20 protein-coding genes and 1 tRNA gene are annotated in these 20,572 nt (G+C 73.4%); 16 read left to right on the forward strand and 5 right to left on the reverse strand.

The genetic code is table 11. The features are described 5' to 3' along the window. Positions 1 to 54 precede the first annotated feature (54 nt). Entirely contained in the window at positions 55 to 3,741 is a 3,687-nt protein-coding gene (locus tag ABD998_RS14915) for an AAA family ATPase (protein ID WP_425562994.1), read from the forward strand. Then, on the forward strand, positions 3,741 to 3,944 hold the full coding sequence (locus ABD998_RS14920) for a hypothetical protein (protein ID WP_345440787.1): 204 nt from the start codon (positions 3,741 to 3,743) through the stop codon (positions 3,942 to 3,944). Before ABD998_RS14915 ends, ABD998_RS14920 begins: the two co-directional genes overlap by 1 nt. A 174-nt stretch (positions 3,945 to 4,118) precedes the next feature. Here the strand turns inward: ABD998_RS14920 and mscL are convergent, their stop codons facing one another. Genes mscL through ABD998_RS14935 form a run of 3 tightly spaced genes read right to left on the reverse strand, consistent with a single transcriptional unit; the run spans position 4,119 to position 5,482 of the window. Next, positions 4,119 to 4,526 (reverse strand): large conductance mechanosensitive channel protein MscL, encoded by a 408-nt coding sequence (gene mscL / locus ABD998_RS14925; protein ID WP_345440790.1) that lies wholly within the window; start codon positions 4,524 to 4,526, stop codon positions 4,119 to 4,121. Between the two features lie 52 nt (positions 4,527 to 4,578). Further along, positions 4,579 to 4,854: an FmdB family zinc ribbon protein gene (locus ABD998_RS14930; protein ID WP_345440793.1), complete on the reverse strand. Its 276-nt coding sequence runs from the start codon at positions 4,852 to 4,854 to the stop codon at positions 4,579 to 4,581. A gap of 31 nt (positions 4,855 to 4,885) precedes the next feature. Then, positions 4,886 to 5,482, reverse strand: coding sequence for a 5-formyltetrahydrofolate cyclo-ligase (locus ABD998_RS14935; protein WP_345440796.1), 597 nt, complete (start codon positions 5,480 to 5,482; stop codon positions 4,886 to 4,888). Positions 5,483 to 5,558: 76 nt separating this feature from the next. Here ABD998_RS14935 and galU point away from each other — a divergent pair, with 76 nt between their 5' ends. The 3 genes from galU to ABD998_RS14950 are packed head-to-tail and all read left to right on the forward strand — an operon-like array spanning position 5,559 to position 8,433. Further along, a complete protein-coding gene (galU, locus tag ABD998_RS14940; protein ID WP_345440799.1) occupies positions 5,559 to 6,446 on the forward strand; it encodes a UTP--glucose-1-phosphate uridylyltransferase GalU in 888 nt (295 codons plus the stop codon). Positions 6,447 to 6,475: 29 nt separating this feature from the next. Beyond that, on the forward strand, positions 6,476 to 7,105 hold the full coding sequence (locus ABD998_RS14945) for a GNAT family N-acetyltransferase (RefSeq protein WP_345440802.1): 630 nt from the start codon (positions 6,476 to 6,478) through the stop codon (positions 7,103 to 7,105). 41 nt (positions 7,106 to 7,146) lie between these two features. Further along, complete coding sequence (locus ABD998_RS14950; protein WP_345440805.1) at positions 7,147 to 8,433, forward strand: amidohydrolase family protein; 1,287 nt, start codon at positions 7,147 to 7,149, stop codon at positions 8,431 to 8,433. A gap of 29 nt (positions 8,434 to 8,462) precedes the next feature. On the opposite strand, the gene ABD998_RS14955 is transcribed toward ABD998_RS14950, so the two are convergent. Beyond that, positions 8,463 to 9,413 (reverse strand): PDR/VanB family oxidoreductase, encoded by a 951-nt coding sequence (locus tag ABD998_RS14955; protein ID WP_345440808.1) that lies wholly within the window; start codon positions 9,411 to 9,413, stop codon positions 8,463 to 8,465. After that, complete coding sequence (locus tag ABD998_RS14960) at positions 9,410 to 9,997, reverse strand: helix-turn-helix domain-containing protein (RefSeq protein WP_345440810.1); 588 nt, start codon at positions 9,995 to 9,997, stop codon at positions 9,410 to 9,412. Before ABD998_RS14960 ends, ABD998_RS14955 begins: the two co-directional genes overlap by 4 nt. A gap of 109 nt (positions 9,998 to 10,106) precedes the next feature. On the opposite strand from ABD998_RS14960, the gene ABD998_RS14965 reads away from it, so the two are divergent. From ABD998_RS14965 to ABD998_RS15015, 11 genes are all read left to right on the forward strand, one after another. Further along, the gene (locus ABD998_RS14965; protein WP_345440813.1) at positions 10,107 to 11,333 is read left to right on the forward strand and encodes an amidohydrolase family protein; all 1,227 of its coding nucleotides are present in this window, start codon (positions 10,107 to 10,109) and stop codon (positions 11,331 to 11,333) included. Continuing rightward, the gene (locus ABD998_RS14970; RefSeq protein ID WP_345440816.1) at positions 11,330 to 12,085 is read left to right on the forward strand and encodes an ABC transporter ATP-binding protein; all 756 of its coding nucleotides are present in this window, start codon (positions 11,330 to 11,332) and stop codon (positions 12,083 to 12,085) included. Before ABD998_RS14965 ends, ABD998_RS14970 begins: the two co-directional genes overlap by 4 nt. Then, positions 12,082 to 12,918 carry an ABC transporter permease gene (locus ABD998_RS14975; protein ID WP_345440819.1) on the forward strand — a complete coding sequence of 279 codons (837 nt, stop codon included), beginning with the start codon at positions 12,082 to 12,084 and terminating at the stop codon, positions 12,916 to 12,918. The genes ABD998_RS14970 and ABD998_RS14975 overlap by 4 nt, the downstream gene beginning before the upstream one ends. A gap of 32 nt (positions 12,919 to 12,950) precedes the next feature. Continuing rightward, a complete protein-coding gene (locus tag ABD998_RS14980; protein ID WP_345440822.1) occupies positions 12,951 to 14,132 on the forward strand; it encodes an ABC transporter substrate-binding protein in 1,182 nt (393 codons plus the stop codon). Between the two features lie 54 nt (positions 14,133 to 14,186). After that, positions 14,187 to 15,509: an FAD-binding oxidoreductase gene (locus tag ABD998_RS14985; protein WP_345440825.1), complete on the forward strand. Its 1,323-nt coding sequence runs from the start codon at positions 14,187 to 14,189 to the stop codon at positions 15,507 to 15,509. Further along, positions 15,506 to 16,906, forward strand: coding sequence for an amidohydrolase family protein (locus ABD998_RS14990; RefSeq protein WP_345440828.1), 1,401 nt, complete (start codon positions 15,506 to 15,508; stop codon positions 16,904 to 16,906). The genes ABD998_RS14985 and ABD998_RS14990 overlap by 4 nt, the downstream gene beginning before the upstream one ends. After that, complete coding sequence (locus tag ABD998_RS14995; protein ID WP_345440831.1) at positions 16,903 to 17,679, forward strand: creatininase family protein; 777 nt, start codon at positions 16,903 to 16,905, stop codon at positions 17,677 to 17,679. Before ABD998_RS14990 ends, ABD998_RS14995 begins: the two co-directional genes overlap by 4 nt. Further along, on the forward strand, positions 17,676 to 18,296 hold the full coding sequence (locus tag ABD998_RS15000; protein ID WP_345440834.1) for a pyridoxamine 5'-phosphate oxidase family protein: 621 nt from the start codon (positions 17,676 to 17,678) through the stop codon (positions 18,294 to 18,296). The genes ABD998_RS14995 and ABD998_RS15000 overlap by 4 nt, the downstream gene beginning before the upstream one ends. A 64-nt stretch (positions 18,297 to 18,360) precedes the next feature. Beyond that, on the forward strand, positions 18,361 to 19,365 hold the full coding sequence (locus ABD998_RS15005) for a large exoprotein (RefSeq protein WP_345440837.1): 1,005 nt from the start codon (positions 18,361 to 18,363) through the stop codon (positions 19,363 to 19,365). 78 nt (positions 19,366 to 19,443) lie between these two features. Beyond that, complete coding sequence (locus ABD998_RS15010; protein WP_345440839.1) at positions 19,444 to 20,049, forward strand: SGNH/GDSL hydrolase family protein; 606 nt, start codon at positions 19,444 to 19,446, stop codon at positions 20,047 to 20,049. A gap of 52 nt (positions 20,050 to 20,101) precedes the next feature. After that, positions 20,102 to 20,174 (forward strand) — tRNA-Ala (locus ABD998_RS15015). The last annotated feature ends 398 nt before the right edge of the window (positions 20,175 to 20,572 follow it).

A 20,572-nucleotide genomic window follows, 5' to 3' on the forward strand; every position in this document is an offset into this window, starting at 1 on the left:
GGATTCCGCGAAACTCCGCGGCGCGCGGCCGAGTTCGCATCCTCCGCGCCTACCCTGGCACGTGTGCTGCCCGCTGAAGACGACGCCGTGGAGACCACGGGGCTCCCGCCCGTGACGCCCGCCGACCTGCGCGTCGCCGACCCCGACGCGGCCGTCGCCCACATCGCCTCGTCGGATCGCGACCGGCTGCGCGCCTCGGCGTCGGCGCTCGGCGGCCGATCGCCGCTGCTGCGGTACCGCGCGTCGTCCGACACGGGCATCGAGATCACCAAGGCGCATCCGGGCAGCCTGCCGCAGTTCATCACGGGTCGCTCGACGCTGCTGTCGAACCTGTTCCGCGACGAGGTGGCGCTGCGCACCGCCCGCATCGCCGCCGAGCGCATCACGGCCAAGAACCTCGAGCTGCGCACGGTGCGGGGCATCGACGCCGTCCGCCTCGCCGTCGGTCTCGCCGCCTGGCGCGTGGGGGACGAGGACTTCGTCGCGCCCGTGCTGCTGCGGCCCCTCGCCATCCGACGCCACCACTCCGACTTCGAGCTCAAGCTCCACGGCGCGTTCCGCGTCAACCCGGAGCTCGTCCGCATCGCGCAGGACCACTTCGGCGTCGACGTCGACGGAGAGGCGCTCGCGGCGCTCGCCTACGAGGACGGCGTCTTCAAGCCGCAGCCCGTCATCGACCGGTTGCGGGCGATGCTCGCGCACGTCGAGACGTTCAGCGTGAAACCTCGGCTCGTCGTGTCGACCTTCGCCGAGGTCGGCGAGCGGATGGCGCGCGACCTGCGCACGCTCGACCATCCCGTGCTGAACGCCCTCGCGGGCCATGACGACGACCTCTCGCGCCTGGGCGGCGCGTCGGCGCCCGTCGTCGCGCACCCCGATGAGCGGGCTCCCGCATCGGACACGCTCCTCCTCGACGCCGATGCCGAGCAGGAGCGGGTGCTCGCCCGCATCGCGGCCGGCCAGTCGATCACGGTGCACACCCTGCCGGGAACGGGCGGCACGCAGACGATCATCAACGCCGTGGGCGCCCTCGTGCGCGACGGCAAGCGGGTGCTCGTCGTGAGCGCCCGCCGCTCCACGGTCGACGGCATCCGGCACCGGCTCGCCGGGATCGGGCTCGACGGCCTCGCGGTGTCGCCGTCCGACCTGCGCCGCGACCTCATCCGCGCCATCGGGCGCAACGAGAAGGCGACGCAGCCCAAGGTCTCCGACATCGACGACGCCCTCGTCCGACTGCGCTCGGTGCTGCGCGACTACCGTCGCGCGCTCACGCGCCGCCACGACGACCTCGGCATCTCGGTGCTCGACGCGACCCGCACCCTCACGCGGCTCGCCGCGCTCCCCGCGCCGCCCTCCACGAGCGCCCGGCTGGGCTACCGCGCGCTCACGCAGCTCGCGGGCGACCGCACGAGCGCGGCCGAGACGCTCGCGCTCGCCGCCCGACTCGGCGAGTTCCGCATCGGACCGGACGAGTCGCCGTGGTATGGGGTCTCGTTCTCGACGACCGACGCCGCCCGCGGCGCGCACCGGATGGCCGGCCGACTGCACCGCACCACCGTGCCCGAGCTGCTCGAGCGCGGCTACGAGCTCATCTCGCAGACGCGGATGCGGCCGTTCACGACGATCGACGAGCTGGGGGAGTACCTCCGGCTGCTGCACGGCATCCGCGACTCGCTCGACCGCTTCACCCCCGCCGTGTTCGACCGCCCGCTCGGCGAGATCCTCACGGCGTTCGCACCGCGTCGCGAGGCGGCGATGCCGGGCGCGCAGCGCCGCCGGTTGAAGCGGCTCGCGAAGGAGTACGTGCGCCCCGGCGTGCACGTGGCCGACATGCACGAGGCGCTCACGCGCATCCAGAGCCAGCGCACCCAGTGGCAGGAGCTCGTCGGCCAGGGCGCGATGCCGGAGCTGCCGCTCGGCCTCGCCGACGTGCAGGTCGAGTGGCAGCGGGTCGAGGCCGAGCTGACCGACCTCGACACCGCCCTCGGGCGCGGCACCCGTCTCGCCTCGATGCCCGTCGAGCGGCTCGTGCGCACCCTCGCGGGACTCGCTGCCGACTCCGACGTGTTCGAGAACATCGTCGAGCGCGCCGAGCTGCGCGCCGAGCTCTCGCGCCTCGGCCTCGAGCCGCTGCTGACGGAGCTGTCGGTGCGCCACGTCGACGAGGCGCGCGTGGGGGAGGAGCTCGAGTTCGCCTGGTGGCAGTCCGCTCTCGAGCACCTGCTGCAGACCGACCGCGCCCTGCTCGGGGCCAACACGTCGGTCGTCGACCGCCTCGAGCGCGACTTCCGCCTCGTCGACGAGGCGCACGCCGCGGCATCCGGGCCGCTCCTCGGATGGCAGCTGGCGACGCAGTGGCGCATCGGGATCGTGGACGAGCCGGAGGAGGCAGCGTCGCTCAAGCGCGCCCTCACGCGCGGCGAGGTCACGGCGCATGCGCTGGGGCAGCTCGCTCCGACGCTCTCGCGCACCCTCGCGCCGGTGTGGATCGCGTCGCCGTACGACGTCCCGCTCCTTCCCGAGCACCCCGGCTTCGACGTCGTCCTCCTCGCGGACGCCGGCGCGATCGGCATCGCCGAGGCGGCCCCCGCCATCCGGCGTGCGAGCCAGATCGTCGCGTTCGGCGACCCCGTGACGCAGCGGCCGATGCCGTTCGCGGTCGGCGTGCTCGAGACGCCGGACGGACCCGTCGAACCGGCGAGCGCATTCGAGCGCCTCGCCGATGTGCTGCCGGTCGAGACGCTGACCCGCAGCTACCGCGCAGGCGGCGAGGACCTCGCCGAGCTCGTCAACGACGCGTTCTACGGGGGCGAGATCGTGTCGCTGCCGTGGGCGGGGTCGTACCTGGGGCGCGGCAGCCTGTCGGTCGACTACGTCGAGGGGGGCTACGGCGCCCCGGATCCGGAGTCGGGCGCCGTCGAGAGCCCCGACGCCGAGGTGCAGCGCGTCGTGACGCTCGTCGTCGAGCACGCCGTGAACCGCCCCAACGAGTCGCTCATGGTCGTGACCGCCAGCCGCCGTCACGCCGAGCGCATCCGCGCCGCCGTCACGGGGGCGTTCGCCGGCCGCAGCGATGTCGCCGACTTCGTCTCGCGCGAGACGGCCGAGCCGCTCGCCGTCCTCACGCTCGAGGAGTCGGTCGCGGAGAGCCGCGACCGGGTCATCTTCTCGCTCGGGTTCGGCGTGACGAGGCACGGCCGCGTGCTGAGCGACTTCGGCGACCTCTCCACGCCCGACGGCGAGCGGCTGCTGACGGTCGGCATGACGCGTGCGCGGCGCTCCATGGTGATCGTCTCGTCCATCCGGCCCGAGGCCGACGACGGGCGCCTGCAGCACGGCGCGGCCATCCTGATGGGAATCCTCGCCGGCATCGACGGCAAGGGGCGCGAGGCGCGGCGGGAGGACGACGCCGATCCGCTCACGCGCGTGCTCGCGCGCGAGCTGCGCAAGCTCGGCGTCGCGGTGGACGTCGACTACCACGGCGTGCTGCCGCTCGTCGCGCAGCGGGCGGGCAAGGCGGTCGTCGTCGAGAGCGATCCCGAGACGCAGGAGGGCTCGCTCCGGGAGGCGCTTCGCCTGCGTCCGCACGCGCTGCGACGGCTCGGATGGCACTACGTGCGCGTGCACGCGTTCGACCTGTACAGCGATCCCGCCGCCGTGGCCGGGCGCATCGCCGCGGTGCTCGGCGTCACGGCCGACACGCCGCGCATCGACCCCGACACCGAGCCGCTCGCGTTCTGATGCCCGACGACGAGCCGCGGCAGCGCGTCGAGCGGGTCGCCGGGGCTCGGCGCGCTCGGCTGACCCGCGTGGAGGGGACGCTCGGCGATGCGGATGCCGAGTCGACCCTGCGCGACGACGGCGTCTCGGGAGGTGCGGCGCCCTCGGGCGAGCGCGGCGCGAACGACGACCGGCTGAAGAGGGACCGCCCGCCGCACTGGTGACGCGGCGCCGGCCGGACACGTCACTGCCGGACACGGTGCAGGAGTTCCGGACGCCGCGGCCCGCTGCGACCGCGGAACGCCGCGCGTCGAGGACGCAGCGGCCGGCGGATGTCCTGCAGCGTGTACGCCGAAGGGCGCCGTCCGAGACGGGACGGCGCCCTTCGGCTGCGGCGACTACTTCGCGGACTGCGACGCGAGCAGGTCGCGGATCTCGGCGAGCAGCTCCTCCTGTGTGGGAGCCGCCGGGGCCTCCTCCGCGACGCCGAGCTTCGCCTGACGGCGCTCGTTGAGCTTGTTCATCGGGAGCACGAGAGCGAAGTACACGACGGCTGCGACGGCGAGGAAGTTGATGATGGCGGAGATGATCGCGCCGATGCCGAGTTGGGCGGTCGCGAACAGCCCCGGGATCTCGATGGTCCAGGTCGCGAGATCGCCCGATGGCACGAACGCGCCGATGAGCGGGTTGACGAGGTTGTCGACCGCCGCGGTGACGATCGCTCCGAACGCGGCGCCGATGACCACGGCGACCGCGAGGTCGATCACGTTGCCGCGCGAGATGAAGTCCTTGAATCCCTGGATCACGGTGGTTCCCCCAACTGCCGGCTGCGCCGGCGAGATGATGTGCCGCGGCGCGTCAGGATCCGGTCGCGGCGGGAGCGGCGGGCGCTCCCGAACCCGATGATGGCGCAGGAGCCGGCGCAGCGCCAGCGCCCGCGCCGGAGGTCGACGCGGTATTCCGCGAGTCGGTGCGGTAGAAGCCGGAGCCGTTGAACGTGACCCCGATCGAGCCGTACTGCTTGCGCACGGTGCCGCCGCACTCGGGGCACTCGGTGAGCGACGGCTCGCTGAAGGACTGCACGGCATCGAATCGGTGGCCGCAGGAGGTGCAGGCGTAGGCGTAGGTGGGCATGGGACCTCGTTCGGGCGTGGGTGGCGGGGCGTCAGTCGCGACGGCCCGCGAAGCGGACGGTGCGCGTCGGCGTGACGACCCCGTCGACGGGCTGGTCGTGCAGATCGCGCGGCACGCGATCGACCAACTCGGAATCATAGATCACCGCGAACACGGGAGGCCTGTGCGCCATCGAGCCGAGCGTCTTGTCGTAGAAGCCGCGGCCCCATCCCATCCGCATGCCGTCGCGGTCGACGGCGGAAGCGGGCACGATCAGGAGGTCGACGTCGTTCACGGCGATCGGGCCGAGCACCTCGCCGACGGCCTCGGGGATGCCGTACGCGCTGTCGATCTCGGCGCCGCCGGGCTCCGCGACCGTCCAGTCGAGCAGCCCGTCGGCGCGTGTGATGGGGAGGAGTACCCGGATGCCCCGGGCGAGTGCCGCGTCGAGGAACGGTCGCGTGCCGGGCTCGGCCGGCGCGGAGAGGTAGCACGAGAGCGACCCTGCGCCGAGCTCGGAGACGAGGGCGTCGAGCTGGACGCGGATGCCCTCGGAGGCGTTCTCGCGCCAGGGATCGGTGGTGCGCTGCCGCTGCTCGCGGATCTCCGCACGAAGCGCCTTCTTGGCGTGGTCGAGGTCGTCCGGCATACCCCGATCCTAGGGAGCGGCGCAAGCACGGGCAGCGCGATCGGGCCCGGCGCGCCCCATCACCTAGGCTGATCGCATGGACTCCCCGAAGATCAAGGCGGTCATCCCCGCCGCCGGCCTCGGCACCCGCTTCCTCCCCGCAACCAAGGCGACGCCCAAGGAGATGCTCCCGGTCGTCGACAAGCCCGCGATCCAGTACGTCGTGGAGGAAGCCGTCGCCGCCGGCATCCGCGACGTCCTCATGATCATCGGGCGCAACAAGAACGCGCTCGCCAACCACTTCGACTCCGTTCCGGAGCTCGAGCGCAACCTCGAGAAGAAGGGCGACACGGGGCGTCTCGAGCGCGTGCAGGCCTCGAGCGACCTCGCCGACATCCACTTCGTCCGCCAGGGAGACCCCAAGGGGCTCGGCCATGCCGTGCTGCGCGCCCAGGCGCACGTCGGCGATGCGCCGTTCGCCGTCATGCTCGGCGACGACCTCATCGACGAGCGCGACGAGCTGCTCACGACGATGATCGACGAGCAGGCCAAGCGCGGCGCGCAGGTGATCGCGCTCATGGAGGTCGACCCCGACCACATCCACATGTACGGGTGCGCCGACGTCGAGCCCACCGACACCGAGGGCGTCGTCAAGGTGAAGGGCCTCGTCGAGAAGCCCGCCAAGGAGGACGCGCCCTCCAACCTCGCGATCATCGGCCGCTACGTCCTCACGCCCGCGATCTTCGACGTGCTCGAGCGCACCGAGCCCGGCAAGGGCGGCGAGATCCAGCTGACCGACGCGCTGCAGGAGGTCGCGGCCGACGCGTCGGGCCCCGGCGTCTACGGCGTCGTCTTCCGCGGACGCCGCTATGACACGGGCGACCGCGTCGACTACATCAAGGCGATCATGCAGCTCGCGGCCGACCGCCCCGACCTGGGCCCGGATCTGCGACCCTGGTTCAAGGAGTTCGCGGCCTCCCTCTGAGCCGCCGTCCACGGAGGTCGATGAGCCGGATGGATACCCAGCCCTGGCGTGAGCACGGCGCGGTGTCCATCCGGCTCGTCCGTTCCCGGGATGCGCGCCCCCTGCAGCAGGAGCTGCTCGGCAACCGCTCCTGGCTGCGGCCGTGGGAGGCCACCAATCCCGACGGCGCCGTGTCGTTCGATATGCGCACCGGGGTCCGCCGCCTGCTGCAGCAGTACCGTGACGGCGCGGGCGTCCCCATGGTGATGGAGTACGAGGGCGTCGTGTGCGGTCAGCTCAATGTCTGGGGCATCGCGCGCGGATCGCTGTCGTCGGCGACGATCGGCTACTGGGTGAGCGAGCGGTTCGCGGGCCGTGGGATCACGCCGACCGCCGTCGCGCTGGCGACCGACCTCTGCTTCACCGACTTGCGTCTGCACCGCATGGAGATCTGCATCCGGCCCGAGAACGCCCCGAGCCTCCGGGTCGTGCAGAAGCTCGGGTTCCGTTACGAGGGGCTGCGCCGCAAGTACATCCACATCGACGGCGACTGGCGCGACCACTATGTCTTCGCCCTCGTGCGCGAGGAGGTGCCGGAGGGCGTCCTCGCGCGCTGGATCAGCGGACGCGCGCCGTCGGAGGCGGCCGCCGTGCCCCCGACCGACACGCTCACGACCTGAGCCGTCATCCGCCCGCAACACGCGCCTGGTAGCTGTGGGGTGTGAGCCTCACCCTGCGCAACGCCCTGTCGGTCTGGTCGGAGGACGAGGAGGGGCCGGGAGACGTGCACGTCGTCGGGAGCGCGATCGCCTCCGCCTCGGCCGACGGGGCGGAGGAGCTCGACGTCACCGGGTGCGTCGTCACGCCGGGCCTCGTGAACGCCCACCACCACCTGCTGCAGACGGCGTTCCGCACCCTGCCCGGCACGCGCGGCGTCGCCATGCGCGACTGGCTCCCCACAATGGCGGCCGCGTATCGCGACGCAGGGATCGACGGCGCGCTCGCGTACGCCGCGGCGCGCGCGGGGATGGCCGAGGCCCTGTTGAGCGGCGTGACGACGGTCGCCGACCACCACCTCACATGGCCCGACGCCGACGCCGACGACGGCGTCGCCATCGCGCAGGGCGCGGCGACGGCGGCACGCGAGCTGGGCGGGCGCATCGCGTTCGTGCGGGGGTCGGCGGGCGACCGTCCCGACGCCGCGGCGCGCAGCGCGTCCGCGATCGCGGAGGCGCTGGCGCCCCGCGGCGTGTCCGACGACGGCCGCGTCCAGGTCGCCGTCGGTCCCGCCGGCGTGCACAGCGACGGCCGGGAGACCTTCGAGGCGCTCGGCGAGGTCGCGGCGCGCTTCGGCCTGCGTCGCCGCACGCAGGCGAACGAGCAGGTCGACACCGTCATCGCGCGGGAACGCTACGGGCGCCGCCCGCTCGACCTCCTCGACGAGTGGGGATGGCTGGCGCCGGATGTCACGATCGCGCACCTGTGCGACGTCACGGGCGACGAGATCGGGCTGCTTGCCGAACGGGGTGCCACCGCGACGCACGCGCCGGGATGCGACGTCCCGATGGGGTGGGGCATCGCGCCGGTCGCGCGCATGCGCGCCGCCGGGCTCCGCGTCGGGCTCGGGACGAGCGGGGGAGGGAGCAACGACGCCGGCCACCTCCTCGCCGACGCGCGCCTCGCGCTGCAGGTGTCGGCGCTCGTCGGCCCCCCGCTCACGGCGAGGGAGGTGCTCTCCGCGGCGACGGCGGGAAGCGCCGACGGCCTCGGCCGGCCGGAGCTCGGGCGCATGGCGGCGGGCGCTGCGGCGGACCTGTGCGTCTGGGACGTCTCCGGGGTCGCCGACGCGGGCGTCGCCGACCCCGTCGCGGGGCTGCTGTGGGCGGCTCCGGGGCGGCGTCCGCGCCATGTGGTCGTCGCAGGCGAGATCGTCGTGCGGGACGGGCGCCTCGTGCGCGCGGAGGAGCGCGAGATCGTCTCCGCCCTGGCGGCGCGCGTCGGGCGCTGAGCCGGCGTCGGATGGGCGCTGAGACGCCGTCAGACGTCGAGCACGAGGCGGTCGCACGCCGCCCGGGAGACGCACACCATCATGACGGGGCTCGTCTCGCGCTCGTGAGGCGTGAGCACCCGGTCGCGATGGTCGACCTCGCCCTCCACGACGACCGTCTCGCACGTACCGCACGTCCCCTCGCGGCACGACGACACCGCGAGGACGCCGTGTCCCTCCAACACCTCGAGGATGGAACGGTCCGGCGGGACCTCCAGCACCTCTCCCGTGGAGAGCAGCTCGACCTCGAACGGCTCGGCCCGCACGGGCTCGGCGAGCTCGCCCGCGACGAACGGCTCGACGTGGAGCCGCGTGGCGGGGCCCGCGGCGGAGGCGAGCGCGTCGAGCAGACGTGCGGGGCCGCACGCCCAGACGGGGGATGCGCCGGCGTCCGCGACGACGGCGGCGACGTCGAGTCGCCCGCCCTCGTCGGAGACGTGCAGACGCACGCGGTCGCCGTGCCTGCGGAGCTCGTCGGCGAACGGCAGCGCCGTGCGCGTGCGCACCGCGTAGTCGAGCGACCAGTCCACGCCGGCGGCTGCGGCGGAGCGGACCATCGGGAGGATGGGGGTGATGCCGATCCCGCCGGCGACGAAGACGACGCGCCCGCGGGCGTCCTCCGGGAAGGAGAAGGTCGAGCGGGGTCCCCTGGCGCGCACGACCTCGCCTTCGGCGAGTGCGTGCGCGGCGAGGGATCCGCCGCGGCCGGCGTCGTCGCGCAGCACGGCGACGCGCCACGTCGTCGTGTCCGACGGATCCGAGCACAGCGAGTACGGACGTTCGAGCCCCGGGCCGAGGACGAGATCGATGTGGCTCCCCGGCGTCCACCGCGGCAGCGGGCGGCCGTTCGACGGCGCGAGGTCGATCGCCACGATGCCGTCGGCGATCTCTGCCCGGCCGCGCACCACGAGCTCGCGCTCGACGTCGCTGAAGAAGCTCATGACCCGCTCCCATCGTGGGCGCGCACACCGCGGCCGAGGCGCTCCTTGACGACGAGCATGCGGTACGGCGCGCCGTCGTGGCTGCCCCAGCGGTGCGGAACCCCTCCCGGGATGTAGAGCGACTCGTCGGCGCGGAGCGTGATGACGCCCTCGGGGCCGAGGTCGACGTCGACCTCGCCCACGATCACCGTCGCGAACTCCGCCTCCGCGTGCCGGTAGTGATCGCCCTCGACCGGGCGCGCGCCGCGCACGTCGATGGGGGTGAACGGCGTGTCGCCGTGCACGAGGATGCGGGCCTCGTTGCGTCCATAGGTGCCGGCCTGCGGGGAGGTCCCGGTGAGCTGCACGCCGGGCGCCTCGACGTCGAGCGGCGTGCCGGAAAGCAGCTCGATCTGGCTCGAGCCGAGCGCATGCGCGATGCGTCCGAGCGAGTCGAAGCTCGGCCGCGCGAGCCCGCGCTCCAGCTGGCTCACGAAGGGGTGCGACAGCCGTGCGCTCTCGGCGAGCTGGACGATCGTCATGCCCAAGAGCTTCCTCCGCGCGCGGATGCTCGCCCCCAGCCGCTCGGCCTCGTCGCTGTCCATCCCGCTCCGTCCTGATCGAAACCGGTCCGTCACACCCGTGAAACGTCCGAATCGTACCGTCCTAGATGTTGATCACATCAACATTCGGATTCTCGCACAGGTGGAGAGCATGGACACGACGACACCCTCCGCGCTCCGCGGCGCGACGCTCGCCGACGGCCGGATCGTCGACGTCGACCTCGCCGACGGGAACGTCGCCGCGGTGCGCGCCGCGGCCCCCGACCCCGTCGGCGCCGACGAGCTCGACCTGCGCGGCCACCTCCTCCTGGGGGCGGCGGCCGATCCGCACGCACACCTCGACAAGGCGCTGTCGTGGGACGCCATCCGGCCGCCGTCGGGCGATCTCCGCACCGCGATCGCCGCATGGCGCGCGTACGTCGCCGTCATCGACAGCGCCGAGATCGAGCAGCGCGCGCTGCGCGCCGTCGAGGAGTACCTCGCGAACGGCACCACGGCCATCCGCACGCATGCCGACGTCCCGGCCGAGGGCGACCCCGTCCGCGCCGTCGCGGCGCTCTCGCGGGTGCGCGACCGGTTCGCCGGCCGCGTCGACATCGAGATCGTCGCCCTCGCGGGCCCGGACACCTCGGACGACCGCGTCCGCGCGGCGCTCGACGCGGGCGCCGACCTCGTGGGCGGGGCTCCGCATCTCGCCGACGACGAGCTCGCCGACCTCCACCGTCTGCTGGACATCGCCGAGGAGCGCGGCGTCGGGGTCGACCTCCACGTCGACGAGGACCTGCACAGGGGAGCCACCCTGGGCGCCTATGCGGCGCGCACGCGCGAGTGGACCGTCGTGCGCTCGGCCGGCCACTGCGTGCGGCTCTCCACGATGCCGAGGCAGCGGTTCGACGACGTGGCCGCGGCCGTCGCCGAGGCGGGGATCGGCGTCATCGCCAACCCCATGACGAACCTGTGGCTGCAGGGCTGGGACGACCCCGTCGGCATGCCGCGCGGCATCGCCCCGCTCGACCGCCTGCGCGAGGCGGGCGTGCGCACGGCCGCGGGCGGCGACAACGTGCGCGATCCCTTCAATCCGCTCGGGCGCGCCGACGCCTTCGAGACCGCCATGCTGCTCGTCGTCGCGGGCCATCTCGCGATCGACGAGGCATGGCTTGCCGTGAGCGCGGGGGCGCGCGCCGTCCTCGGACGCCCTGCTGCGGCACCCGTGCGCGGCGCCGAGGCCTCGCTGCTCGCCGTCCGCGCGGCGACCCTGCCCGAGGCGATCGCGACAGCGCCCGCCGATCGGATCGTCCTCTCCCATGGGCGCGTCGTCGCCCGCACGACCACGACGCGCTGGGTCGATACGGCCCGCGGCAAGGAGCTGATCGCATGACCACCGGCACTCTTGAGAGCACGGCGCTCGTCGACTTCCGCGGCGTCGGCATGACGTACGCGAGCGGCACGACCGCCCTGGAGGACGTCGACCTGACCGTCGGCCGCGGCGAGTTCGTCACGGTCGTCGGGCCGTCCGGATGCGGCAAGTCGACGCTGCTGCGCATCGCCGCGGGGCTCGAGCACCAGACGGCGGGGGAGTGCGAGACGCGCACCTCGCGCGTGGGCTTCGTCTTCCAGGACGCGACGCTCCTGCCGTGGCGCACGGTGCAGAGCAACGTCGAGCTGCTCGCGGAGCTGAACGGGCTGCCGGCGGCGGAGCGACGCGCCGCGGCCCGGGAGGCGATCGAGCTCGTCGGCCTGACGGGGTTCGAGTCGTCGCTGCCGCGGCAGCTGTCCGGCGGGATGAGGATGCGGACCTCGCTCGCCCGCTCGCTCACCCTCGACCCCGACCTGTTCCTCTTCGACGAGCCGTTCGGCGCCCTCGACGAGATCACGAGGCAGCGCCTCAACGACGAGCTCCTGCGCCTGTTCGCGGAGCGCGGATTCGGCGGGCTCTTCATCACGCACTCGGTCGCGGAGGCGGTCTACCTCTCGACCAGGGTCGTCGTCATGTCGGGGCGGCCCGGCCGCATCGTCGACGTCGTCGACGTGCCGTTCGACATGCCCCGCGACCCCGACATCCGCTACACCCCCGAGTTCGGCGCCCTGGTGGGGCGCGTCTCGCACGCGCTCAAGGAGGCCCACGCATGACCGCGCAGACGACCATCGCGCCGCCCACGACGGCGGCACCGCGGACGAGGAGGGCCCCGTCGCGTCTCGGAGCGGTGTGGCCGCCGCTCGCCGTGTTCGCCGTCATCCTCGCGGTCTGGACGGCGGCCAGCGCCCTCCTCGGCGACCAGAGCTTCCTGCTGCCCGCGCCGCATCGCATCTTCACGGAGGGCCTGCTCGATCCGATCGTGCTCCCCGAGATCCTGGAGGCGCTGGGACAGACCGTGCTCGTCGCGCTCATCGGGCTCTCGATCGCGATCGTGCTCGGCGTCGGATGGGCCGTCGTCATGCTGCAGGCGAAGTGGGCGGAGCGCTCCCTCTACCCGTACGCCGTCATCCTCCAGTGCATCCCGATCCTCGCGCTCGTGCCCCTCATCGGGTTCTGGTTCGGGTACGGCCTGCCCGCGCGCGTCATCGTCTGCGTGCTCATCTCGCTCTTCCCGCTCGTGTCGAACACGCTGTTCGGCCTCCAGTCGGCCGATCGTTCGCAGCGCGAGCTCTTCCAGCTGCAGCGCGCCGGCCGGTGGACGACGCTCTGGAAGCTGCAGCTGCCGGCGGCGCTGCCCGCCATGTTCGTCGGCCTGCGCACGTCGGCCGGCCTCTCGATCGTCGGCGCGATCGTCGGCGACTACTTCTTCCGACGCGGCGCGCCGGGCCTCGGATCGCTCATGAGCACGTACACCTCGCGTCTGCTCGCCCCCGAGCTCTACGCCTCCGTCGTCGTCGCCGCGCTCCTCGGCGTCGCGATCTTCGTCGGCTTCGGCCTCCTCTCCCGACTCGTCGTCGGCCGCTGGTACGACGACGCCACCGGCTGACCCCCTCCCGCACCCTCCAGAGAAGAGCGAACATGTCCACAGCCATCCGCCGCCGCGCGCTCGCCGCGGCCTCCCTCGCCGGCGTCTCGGTGCTCGCGCTCGCCGCCTGCTCCCCCGGGGCGGAGCCGGCGGCCGATGCCGCCGCCGACCTCGAGATCGGCTCCGTCGACCTCTCGGGCGTCTGCCCCGCGACGGTCGTCGTCCAGACCGACTGGAACCCCGAGGCCGAGCACGGCCACCTGTACGAGATGTTCGGCGACGACTACACGATCGACGCCGACGCGAAGTCGGTGGCGGGCCCCCTCTACGCCTCGGGGGAGTACACCGGCGTGAGCCTCGAGGTGCGCTCGGGCGGACCCGCCGTCGGCTACAGCACGGTGCAGTCGCTCATGTACCAGGACGAGGCGATCACGCTCGGGTACGTGCACTCCGACGCCGCCATCTCGAGCTCCGCGACGACGCCCGTCGTCGGCGTCATGGCGCAGCTCGACGTCAACCCGCAGATGGTCATGTGGGATCCCGCGACGTACCCCGACGTCGACGACATCCCGAGCCTCGTGGCCGCGCTCGAGGAGTCCGGCGGCGTGTGGCGCTACTTCGGCGGTGCCGCCTACATGGAGTACCTCATCGCCGCGGGGATCGTCCCGGAGGAGATCACCGACGGCGGGTACGACGGCACGCCGGCCTCGTTCGTCGCCGACGGCGGCGTCTCGGCCCAGCAGGGCTTCGCCTCCGCCGAGCCGTACATCTACGAGAACGAGGTCGCGGAGTGGGACGCGCCGGTCGCGAACGCGCTCATCGCGTCGACCGGATGGGACATCTACGGGTCGGCGCTGTCGGTGCGCGCCGACCGCCTCGACGAGCTCTCCCCCTGCCTCGAGGAGCTCGTGCCCGTCCTGCAGCAGGCCGAGGTCGACTTCTTCTCCGCGCCGGAGGAGGCCATCGACCTCGTCCTCGAGCTCGTCGACGTGTACGACAACGGGTGGACCTACTCGCAGGGCGTGGCCGACTACGCCGTGGAGACGCTCATCGCCGACGGCATCGTGTCGAACGGCGACAACGCGTACATCGGCGACTTCGACCCCGAGCGCGTCGAGGACTTCTTCGGCATCGGCGTCGAGCTCTTCCGCGAGATCGCGGCCGACGTCGATCCCGACCTGCAGGCGGAGGACATCTACACGAACGAGTTCCTCGACTCCTCGATCGGCCTCTGACGACGCCGGTGCGGGGGCGCGTGCCCCCGCACCACCCCCTCGAAAGGACCCGCCATGGCCGAACCGGCCCTCATCTCCGCCCTGCACGAGCGCCTCTCCGCGCTGCTCGGACCCCGCGGCGTCTCCGCCGACGCGCGCATGCTCGAACGCGCCTCCGTCGACGGCGCGCGCATGTCGCCCGTGCTCAGCGAGCTGCTGCCGCTCGGCGTCGCGCAGCTCGTCGCGTACCCCTCCAACGCCGATCAGGCGGCCGCCGCGATCGCCGCGGCCGTCGAGCTCGGGGTCCCCGTGACGCCCCGGGGCAAGGGCACCGGCAACTACGGCCAGGCCATCCCGCACGCGGGCGGACTCGTGCTCGACCTCTCGCGGGCCCGCAGGATCGTCGAGGTGGGCGGCGGATGGATCACGGCCGAGGCCGGCGCGACGATGCTCGCCCTCGAGCAGGCGGCGCAGGCGACGGGCCAGGAGCTGTGGATGTACCCCTCGACGATGAACTCGTCGATCGGGGGCTTCCTCGCCGGCGGCTCGGGCGGCACGGGGACCATCGCGCACGGCGCCAACCACATGGGCTTCGTCGTCGCGCTCGACGTCGTCCACGCCGATGGGACGGGCATCCGGCGCGTGGAAGGCGAGGAGGCGCAGCGCTACGTGCACAACTACGGCACCGCCGGCATCATCGTGCGCGCCACCGTGCGCCTCGACCCCCTCGTCGACTGGCGTGCACTGTACGCGTCCTTCCCGTCCTTCGGCGGCGCTCTGAGCGTCATCCGCGAGATCGGACGCCTCGATCCCTCGCCGCGACTCGTGTCGGCGGACCCGCCGGAGATCTCCGCCGCGCTGCCGGAGGACCCCGCCGTCCCCGTCGGGCGGGCGAGCCTGCGGGCCATCCTCGCGCCAGACGCCGTGGCGGCGGCGACGGAGCTCATCGTCGCCGCCGGCGGCCGCGTCGAAGAGGTGCGCACGGGACCGCAGGCCTCGGCACGGCTGTCGACCCTGAGCTACAACCACCCGATCGAGTGGCTGCAGAAGACCCGGCCCGGGTACTACTACCACCTCGAGGTGGGCGGCGACGTCCTCGCCGACGACATCGAGCTCGTGCAGGGCACGATCGGCGACGGCCGCCTGCACATCGAGGCGGGGCACACCGTGCCGATCGGGATGCTCGCCGCCCCCTACCGCGGCCCGGAGGAGGTCGAGGCCGCCATCGCGCGGCTCGAGGCCATCGGCGTCGGCGTGCACAATCCGCACCAGTGGAACGTCGACTTCGAGCTCGCCCGCACGGTCGAGCTCGCCCGCACCACCGACCCTGGCGGCCTGCTCAACCCCGGCAAGCTCAACGCCGACTACGCAGGGCCGGTGAAGGGGTCCATCCGATGATCCGCCCCTTCACGCTGACGGGTGCGCTCCTCCTGCCGGTCACGGCCGAGCCCTTCGCCGGCTGGATGGCCGTCGGCGCCGACGGGCGCATCGCCGGCCTCGGCGAGGGCGAGCCGGCCGTCGTACTCGGCGATCGCGTCGACGTGTCGGGCTGCCTCGTCGCGCCAGGGTTCGTCTCGGCGCACAGCCACCTCTTCACGGCGGGCATGCGCGGCATGACGCCCGACAGCACGCTGTACCCGTGGGTCGCCGCGCAGACCGACTTCATGGCCGGCGCCGACGAGGACGACGTGTACTGGGCGACGCTGCACGGCGCGATCGACGCGATGAGGGCGGGCGTCACGAGCGCCTACAACTTCCTGTCGGCGCCGTTCGTGACGAGATACGACCCCGGCAGCGACTCCCGCACGCTGCTCGCGCACCGCGGCCGCGCGTTCACGCACCGCCAGATCGCCGCGGCGCGCGACGCCGGGCTTCGCATGCAGAACGCGATGCGGCTCGATCCGATCCTCGTCGACCGGGCCGAGAGCGACGCCGCGTTCGACGCCGCGGTCGCGTACCTCGACTCGGAGGTGCCCGACGACCTGTCGCTCGGGGCATCCGTCTTCGGCGCCGTGCAGTGGGCGGAGCACGCCGTGCAGGCCGAGGTCGAGGTCTCGGCCATGGACAGGCACGGGATCGGCAACCAGGCGCACCTGCTCGAGACGGCCGAGGCCCTCCACCAGCAGCGCGCGAAGCTCGACTGGTATCGAGACGCGGGCGCCCTGCGCCCCGGATTCCTCGCAGGGCACTTCATCCATCCCGACGACGCGATCGTCGACCTGCTCGCCGATGCGGGAGCGGGCATGGTCTGGCAGCCGATGTCGAACGGCCGCCTCGGGTCGGGGATCGCCGACATCCCCGCCTATCTCGCCCGAGGGATGAGCGTGGGGATGGGCGTCGACGACCAGTCGTGCACCGACCTCATCGACCCGTTCGAGAACATGCGCACGGGTCTCGGCATGCAGCGCGCCGCCGCACGGGACGCCGCCGTGCTGAGCGCCCGCGACGTCCTGCGGCTGCACACCCTCGGCGGCGCCGAGGCGATGGGCGTCGCCGGGCGCGTCGGCAGCCTCGACGTGGGCAAGCACGCCGACTTCCTCGTCGTCGACCCCGCGCGTCCCGACACGGGGCCGGTGTGGGATGCGACGGCGCACTACGTGCTCGCATGCGGCCAGCAGAACGTCGCCGCCGTGTACTCGGGCGGCGTGCGCGTCGCGGCCGACGGCCGGTCGCTGCATCCGCTCGCGGGCGATGCCGCCGCCGCGCTGCACGAGCGCTCCGTGCGGCTCGGCACCGCCATCGGCCTGCCGGCCCCCGCCATCCGCCCCGCCGACGAAAGGCCCAGACTCCCGTGACCAGACTCCTCTCCGACCTCCCCCAGCCGCGCGCCATGGCCGCGCTCTCGGAGGACTCGATCATCGTCCAGCCGGTCGGCGCGATCGAGCAGCACGGGCCGCACCTGCCGCTGAGCACCGACCTCGTCATCCCCGAGGCGATCGCGTCGGCGGCGGTCGAGCGCGCCGTCGCGGCAGGGGTCGACGCGTGGCTCCTGCCGCCCCTCGCGGTGAGCAAGAGCGACGAGCACCACTGGGCCCCCGGGAGCCTGTGGCTGGAGGCTTCGACCCTGTGGGACACCCTCGTCGACCTCGGACGGTCGGTCGCCGCGACGCCGGCGAAGACGCTCGTGTTCGTCAACGGCCACGGCGGCAACACGGCGCTCCTGCAGGTCGTGAACCGCGAGATCCGGCGCCGCTTCGGGCTGCGCACGTTCAGCATGGGCTCCGGCATCCAGCGCGCGGGCGACGGACGCGAGGGACCGGACGAACTCGGGATGGGCATCCACGCGGGGCACTCGGAGACGAGCGTCATGCTCGCCCTTCGCCCCGACCTCGTCGACATGGCGGCGGCCGTGCGCAGCGTCCCCTCCCACATCGCCGGGTTCCGCACGATCGGGTTCAACGCCTTCCCCGTCAGCTTCGGGTGGACGTCCGACGACTTCGGCCCGAGCGGCGTCATCGGCGACGCGACGGGGGCGACGGCGGAGTATGGGGCGCGACTCGTGGAGGAGGGGACCGCGTTCGTCGCCGAGGCGCTCGGCGAGATCTCCCGCTTCCGGCACACGGCATGAGCGGCGCTCCCGGCAACGTGCCGCCGGCCGGCATCGGCCGCCCCGTGCAGGACGGCACCGCTCCGGCCGATCCCCTCGCGCTGCTGCGCGACTGGCTGCCTGCCGACGACGACCCGGCGCGACCGCTCGCCGTGCTCGCCACCGTCGACGCCCACGGCGCGCCAGACGCGCGCACCGTGCTCGTCTCGGGGCTGCTCGCGGAGGGTCCGACGTTCCACACCGACATCCGCAGCAGGAAGGCCCTGCAGCTCGCCGCGCATCCCGAGGCGGTGCTCGTCGTCCGCTGGGAGGCGGAGGCGCGGCAGGTCGTCGTCCGGGGGAGCGCCGAGCGGACCGGCCGCGCGGAGGAGTCCGTCGCGTTCGCGCGCCGCGTGCCGTACCTCCGGCGTCTCGCGCGGCTCAACGACGACGCGTTCGCGGCGCTGCCCCGGGCGCAGCGGCAGCGCAGGTGGTCGGCGTCCGCGCAGGACGACCCGACGCCCCCGGCGACGTGGGCGGGATACGTGCTGCGGCCATCCGAGCTCGCATTCTGGGAGGGGGCCGCGGACGCGGCGAGCCGGCGCGTCCGGTACACGCGATCGGATCGCGGATGGTCGGCCAGGTACGAGGCGGGATGACCCTGCGCGCGACACGCTCGCGGGCATCCGGGCGTGCGCGTCGCGTTCCCCTACCGTGGAACCCATGGGCGGGCAGATGCTGGGCGGCGGCGTGATCGTCGCCGTCGCCGTGCTCCTCTGGATCGTCTACCTGCTGCCGACCTGGCAGAGCCGGATGCGGTACGACGCCGCCGAGCGCAACGCCGTTCGCCTGAACCAGGCCCTCCGCGTGCTCGCGGAGACGAGCGAGACGCCCGACGAGATCCGGCTCGAGCTCAGCGCCCGGGAGGCGCGGGCGCAGCAGCGGCTCGTGAAGCGCCTGCGCGCCGAGGACGCACGCCTGCAGGCCGAGTACGAGAAGCTCGAGGTCGACCGCAAGCGCCTCGAGGTGCAGGCGCAGGTCGACCGCACACGCGCGGAGACGGAGCTGGCGCTCGAGAACCGGCGACGCGAGCTCGTCGCGGAGGCGGAGCGCCGTCGCCGGGAGATCGAGGCGGCTCGCAACGCGCCGGAGGTCGTCCGCGTGCGGCAGGCGCGTGCTCGCCGTGCGGTCCGCCTCATCGCCACGCTCGTCGTCGCCGCGGGGCTCGCCTTCACGGGCTTCGGCAGCTGGGCGCTCATGTCGGGCGGCAGCGGATGGCTGCTCGCCGGCGGCATCGCGGCGCTCGCCGTGGGCGTGCGCACGCTGCAGCGGATGGCGACGGTCGCCCGGCGTGCGCGTCGTCGCGTCGTCCGCGCGGCCGAGCCTGCGCGGGTCGTCCTCCCGCCGGTGCGCGAGCGCCGCGAGGCGCCCGCGCTCCTGAACCCCGAGGACCGCGGATGGAAGCCGCGCACCCTGCCCGCGCCGCTCACGACGGTGGCGGGCTCCCGCGCAGCCGTCGCGCTCGACGGCGCGGCCGCGCAGGAGGCCCTGCGTCAGGCAGCGCGCGAGGAGGCCATCCGCGAGGAGGCCGCGCGCCGCGCGCCGGTGCCGATCACGACGGCGCGTCCCGCCGCCGCTGCCTCCGCGTTCGCGGGCATGGGATACATCGACGACGCCGAGATCGAGGACCACGTCCGTCGTCTGCTCGCGCGTCGCGCGGCCGGCTGACCGAGGATGTCCGTTCTCGCACGGACGAGGCGGAACGGCATCTAGGGTGGGGCCATCCCGCCCGTTCGAAGGAGAACCATGACCCCGTTGCCGCGTATCGTCCTCACCGGCGACTCGATCACCGACGCCGGACGGGACCGTTCAGATCGGAGCTCGCTGGGCACGGGGTATGCAGCGCTCGTCGCCGACGCGCTCGCGGGAGAGGCGGAGGTCGTGAACAGGGGGGTCTCGGGCGACAGGGCGGTCGACCTGGAGGCGCGGTGGGCGGACGACGTCGACGCCCTCGAGCCCGCGGTGCTCTCGGTGTACGTGGGCGTCAACGACACGTGGCGGCGTTTCGACCGGGGAGATGCGACCTCCGCGGAGGACTTCGAGGCGACGTACCGCCGACTGCTGTCGTCGGATGCGGCGCGGAGCGCGCGGCTCGTGCTCGTCGAGCCCTTCCTGCTGCCCGTGCGCGCGGAGCAGGAGGAGTGGCGGGGCGACCTCGACGCCAAGCGCGACGTCGTCGCGAGGCTCGCGGGGGAGGAGGGTGCCGCATTCGTCCCGCTGCAGGCCATCCTCTCGGCGGAGGCAGCGGCCGTCGGGCCGGCGGCGCTCGCCGCGGACGGCGTCCACCCGACGCCCGCCGGCGCGGCGCTCATCGCGCGGGCCTGGCTCGAGGCATACCGACGCGCCGGGTGACCGGCCGATTCGGATGGCGAAGCGAGGTCTGGTAACGTATCTCGGGTTGCAAGGGCCCATGGCGCAGTTGGTAGCGCGCTTCGTTCGCAATGAAGAGGTCGGGGGTTCGAATCCCCCTGGGTCCACACTGTGTTGAGACAGTGCGGAAGGCCCCGTCCATCGGACGGGGCCTTTCTCGTACCCGGGCGGAGCGGCGCGGGGTGCGGATGCCCGTCATGCGCCGCGGTGCGGGCGCTGCCTCTCGATGCGCGGGGCGCTCAGCGGTGCGTGTGGTGCAGAGCGGTGCGTGGCGTGCTCAGCGGTGCGCGCGGTGCACGGTGCGTGGCGTGCGCAGCGGTGCGCGTGGCGGTCGGGGCGGTCGGCGGCATCCGGTGCGTGTGGTGCAGAGCGGTGCGCGTGGTGCAGAGCGGTGCGTGTGTGCGGTGCACTGGCGTGCGTGTTGGGCATCGTCGTGCGTGTCGTGGACCGGTGCGGGTCGCAGGCGCGGTGGGGTTGGTGGGGTGCGACACGCCCGGGGGTGGGT

Origin of the sequence: Microbacterium gilvum (assembly GCF_039543865.1) — a bacterium.
Taxonomy (GTDB): Bacteria; Actinomycetota; Actinomycetes; order Actinomycetales; family Microbacteriaceae; genus Microbacterium; species Microbacterium gilvum.